Source organism: Nocardioides sp. (assembly GCF_051876515.1).
GTDB lineage: Bacteria > Actinomycetota > Actinomycetes > Propionibacteriales > Nocardioidaceae > Nocardioides.
This window is the reverse complement of record NZ_JBJEHY010000015.1, coordinates 1-4,368: the sequence shown is the minus strand read 5'-3', so window position 1 is coordinate 4,368 and position 4,368 is coordinate 1. Positions and strand designations below refer to the sequence as shown.

Genomic DNA, 4,368 nt, shown 5'->3' with positions numbered 1-4,368 from the left:
ACTGGTGGCTCAAGGGCCACGAGGTGCTCAACCCGATGGGGTGGGACTCCTTCGGCCTGCCCGCCGAGAACGCCGCCATCAAGAACGACGAGCACCCGGCGACCTACACGTACGGCAACATCGAGACCCAGTACCAGTCCTTCAAGAAGTACGCGACCAGCTTCGACTGGACGCGGCGCTTCAACACCTCCGACCCGGAGTACTACCGCTGGACCCAGTGGCTGTTCACCCGGTTCCACGAGAAGGGGCTGGCGTACCGCAAGAACTCGCCGGTCAACTGGTGCCCGGTCGACCAGACCGTGCTGGCCAACGAGCAGGTCGTCGACGGCGCCTGCGAGCGGTGCGGCGCCGAGGTCACCAAGCGCGAGCTGACCCAGTGGTACTTCCGCACCACCGCGTACGCCCAGGAGCTGCTGGACAGCCTGGACGACCTGGCGCCGACCTGGCCGTCCAAGGTCGTCAACGCCCAGCGCAACTGGATCGGGCGCTCGGAGGGTGCGCACGTCCGGTTCGCCGTCGAGGGGCACGAGGACGTCACCGTCTTCACCACCCGTCCGGACACCCTGTGGGGCGCGACCTTCATGGTCGTGGCCGCGGACTCGCCGCTGGCGGCCTCGCTGGTCGCCGACGACCGCAAGCAGGCGCTGGAGGACTACCTGGTCGAGGTCCGCAAGGCCTCCGACATCGACCGCCTGGCCACCGACCGCCCCAAGACCGGCGTCGACCTGGGCGTCACGGCGACCAACCCGGTCAACGGCGAGCAGGTCCCTGTCTGGGCCTCCGACTACGTCCTGGCCGACTACGGCACCGGCGCCATCATGGCCGTGCCCGCCCACGACCAGCGCGACCTGGACTTCGCCAAGGCGATGGGGCTGCCCGTGCGCCGCGTCGTCGACACCGGTGAGGACAACCCGGAGGAGACGTACGTCGCCACCACCGGCAACGGGGCGTACGTCAACTCCGGCCCGCTGGACGGGCTGGAGGACAAGGAGGCCGGCATCCGCCAGGCCATCGAGATCCTGGAGGCCGACGACCGCGGCACCGGCACCGTCAACTTCCGCCTGCGCGACTGGCTGCTGAGCCGGCAGCGCTACTGGGGCGCGCCGATCCCAATCGTGCACTGCCCGGTCGACGGCGAGGTGGCCGTGCCTGACGACCAGCTGCCGGTGCTGCTGCCGGAGCTGAAGGGCGCCGACCTGAAGCCGAAGGGGACCTCGCCGCTGGGCGGGGCCACCGAGTGGGTCAACACGACCTGCCCGACCTGCGGCGGCCCGGCCACCCGCGACACCGACACGATGGACACGTTCGTCGACTCGTCGTGGTACTTCTTCCGTTACGTGTCGCCGCACGACGACACGCAGGCCTTCTCGACCGAGCTGGCCAACGCGTGGGGTCCGGTCGACCTGTACGTCGGTGGCGACGAGCACGCGGTGCTGCACCTGCTGTACTCGCGCTTCTTCACCAAGGCGCTGCGCGACATGGGCATGGTCGACTGGGACGAGCCGTTCTCGGCGTACCTGTCGCAGGGCAAGGTCCTGAACCAGGGCCGCAAGATGAGCAAGTCGCTGGGCAACGGCGTCAGTCTGGGGGACCAACTTGCCGAGTTCGGCGTGGACGCGGTGCGTCTGACCCTGGTGTTCGCCTCCCCGCCGGAGGACAACATCGACTGGGCCGACGTCTCGCCCGCCGGTTCGCTGCGCTTCCTGCAGCGCGCCTGGCGGCTGTCCGGTGACGTGGAGTCCCCGGCCGGCACTCCCGCCGACGGCGGGGACGTCGCGCTGCGCCGGATCACCCACCGCACCGCGCACGAGGGCGCCGCCCTGGTCGAGTCGCACCGCTTCAACGTGATGGTCGCCCGGGTCATGGAGCTGGTCAACGCGACCCGCAAGGCGATCGACTCGGGCTGCGGCCCGGCCGACCCGGCCGTGCGTGAGGCCGCCGAGGTGGTCGCCCAGCTGCTGTCGCTGGTCGCCCCGTACACGGCCGAGGAGATGTGGGAGCGGCTGGGTCACGAGCCGGGTATCGCCCGTGTCCAGTGGCCGGTCGTCGACGAGGCGCTGCTGGTCGAGGAGTCCGTGACCGCGGTCGTCCAGATCCAGGGCAAGGTGAAGGCGCGTCTGGAGGTCGCTCCCGACATCAGCGAGGCCGACCTCGAGGCCGCCGCGCTGGCCGACGAGGGTGTCCAGCGCGCCCTGGACGGCAAGACGGTGCGCAAGGTCATCGTGCGTGCGCCCAAGCTGGTCAACATCGTGGCCGGCTGAGGCCGCGGGGAGCAGAATCCGGTTAGGGTGCCGCCATGCCTGTCGCCCTCGTCGCCGACTCCACGGCGCAGCTGTCCGTGGCCACGGCCGCAGACCGCGGGATCACGGTCGTACCGCTCAACGTGGTGGTCGACCAGGAGGTGCACGAGGAGGGCGTCGACGGCGCCTCCCCGGAGTTCGTCGCGCAGGCGTTGACGGAGCACCGGGCGGTCTCCACGTCGAGGCCCGTCCCGGCGGTCTTCGAGGAGCTGTACGCGCGGCTCGCGGCCGAGGGGGCCGACGAGATCGTGTCGGTCCACATCTCCGGCGAGATGAGCGGCACGCTCGAGTCGGCGCAGGTCGCAGCCCGGACGGCACCGGTGCCGGTGCACGTCGTCGACACCCGGCAGGTCGGCCCGGCCACCGGGTACGCCGTGCTGAGCGCCGCCGACGTCCGTGACGCCGGCGGCAGCGGCGAGGAGATGGCCCGGGCCGCGCGGGCACGGGCTGAGGGCGCGTCGTCGCTCTTCTACGTCGACACCCTGGAGTACCTGCGCCGCGGGGGCCGGATCGGCGCCGCCGCGGCACTGCTCGGCAGTGCCCTGTCGGTGAAGCCGTTGCTGACCATCTCCGACGGCAAGGTCGCCACCGCCGAACGTGTGCGGACCTCGTCCAAGGCGTTGGCGCGCCTGGCCGACCTGGCCGTGGAGGCCGCCGGCGACGCGCCCGTCGACGTCGTCGTCGCCCACCTGGCCAATCCCGAGCGTGCCCAGGGTCTGGCCGACGTCCTGACCGAGCGTCTGGTCGACGGTCTGGAGGGGCGCGAGGTCATGTTGTCCGAGATCAGCGCCGTGCTGGGGGCCCACGTGGGGCCGGGCATGGTGTCGGTCTGCGTGGCGCCCCGCGCCTGATCTCCCGCCCCGTCGGTCGAGCCAGTCGAGACCGGTCGCCGTGCGTTGGTCGAGCCTGTCGAGACCAGTCGGCTCTCCACAGCCCCGCTGCGTCAGCGTTCTCCACAGCCCGGCCGCGGACCGGCCAGCACGTCCCTGATCCTTCCTAGGGTCGAGCCATGCGCCGACACCGCCCCAGCCCTGAGCACGCCGACGCCGTCGCGCGTCGACTGGCCACGCTGAGCGCGGAGCTCGCGGCTCTGCGCACGGACGCCGGGCCCGGTGGCGGCCTTCCTGCCGCGGACGGTGCGCCGGGCCCGTCGAGCGCGAGCACGTCAGACGGACCGACCTGGGCGGGGTTGACCCCGGTCCCGGACCCGCCTGCCGTCCATCCGCCCGGAGTGGTGGCTGCCCCGGCGTTCGTGCCCGACGTCGACGGCCACACCCGGATCCGCGGTGCCGTGCCCTTGGCGGCCGTGGAGCCGCCGGCCCCGGTCGTCGTCCGGGCACCGGGCCGGCACGCGCACCGACGAGGACCGGCCGGCGCCACGGTCGGTCGCCGGTGGACGATGGGACCGGCTCACCTCGCGGTGGTCCTCACCGTGCTCCTGGTCGGCCTGCTGGGCACCACCTGGGTGCTGCTGGCCGGGCGCGGGGTTGAGCAGACCCCGCCCGTCGCGGGCGAGGAGCCGGTCTCCTTCGTGCCCGTGGAGCCTCAGGGTGCTTCCGCCGACGCCGCAGAGGCCGGAGCTGCGACAGGGGAGGCGGGTGCCGGGGAGGCCGCAGCGACGGTGACGGTCGACGTCGCCGGCAAGGTACGTCGCCCCGGGATCGCGGTGCTGCCGGTGGGCTCGCGGGTCACCGACGCCATCGAGTCTGCCGGTGGGGCGCGCCGTGGGGTCGACCTGAGCAACCTCAATCTCGCCCGCGTGCTCGTGGACGGCGAGCAGGTGCTGGTCGGGAGCTCAGCAGCACCGGGGACGTCGGCCGCTCCCGCGCCCTCGGGTGCCACCGGTGCCCTGGTCAACATCAACACCGCCGACCAGGTGACGTTGGAGACGCTGCCCGGTGTCGGTCCGGTCACCGCCGCGGCGATCATCGGCTGGCGCACCGACAACGGCTCCTTCACAGCGGTCGACGAGCTCGTCGAGGTCGACGGCATCGGCGAGGCCACCCTGGCCAAGCTGGCGCCGTTGGTCACGGTCTGACGCCGGCGTGACGTACGACCTGCGGCTGCT

The 4,368-nt window shown here is 72.3% G+C and carries 3 protein-coding genes; all 3 read left to right on the top strand.

The features are described 5' to 3' along the window. Positions 1 to 2,261, top strand: a 2,261-nt coding sequence (leuS, locus tag ACI379_RS00690; RefSeq protein ID WP_439790133.1) for a leucine--tRNA ligase, incomplete at its 5' end; no start/stop codon positions are given. 35 nt (positions 2,262 to 2,296) lie between these two features. Next, entirely contained in the window at positions 2,297 to 3,151 is an 855-nt protein-coding gene (locus tag ACI379_RS00685; RefSeq protein WP_439790132.1) for a DegV family protein, read from the top strand. Between the two features lie 158 nt (positions 3,152 to 3,309). Next, positions 3,310 to 4,338 (top strand): helix-hairpin-helix domain-containing protein, encoded by a 1,029-nt coding sequence (locus ACI379_RS00680; RefSeq protein ID WP_439790131.1) that lies wholly within the window; start codon positions 3,310 to 3,312, stop codon positions 4,336 to 4,338. Positions 4,339 to 4,368 lie beyond the last annotated feature (30 nt).

Coding starts and splice junctions, on each gene's coding strand:
- ACI379_RS00685 (WP_439790132.1), top strand. CDS start 2,297: ATGCCTGTCGCCCTCGTCGCCGACTCCACGGCGCAGCTGTCCGTGGCC.
- ACI379_RS00680 (WP_439790131.1), top strand. CDS start 3,310: ATGCGCCGACACCGCCCCAGCCCTGAGCACGCCGACGCCGTCGCGCGT.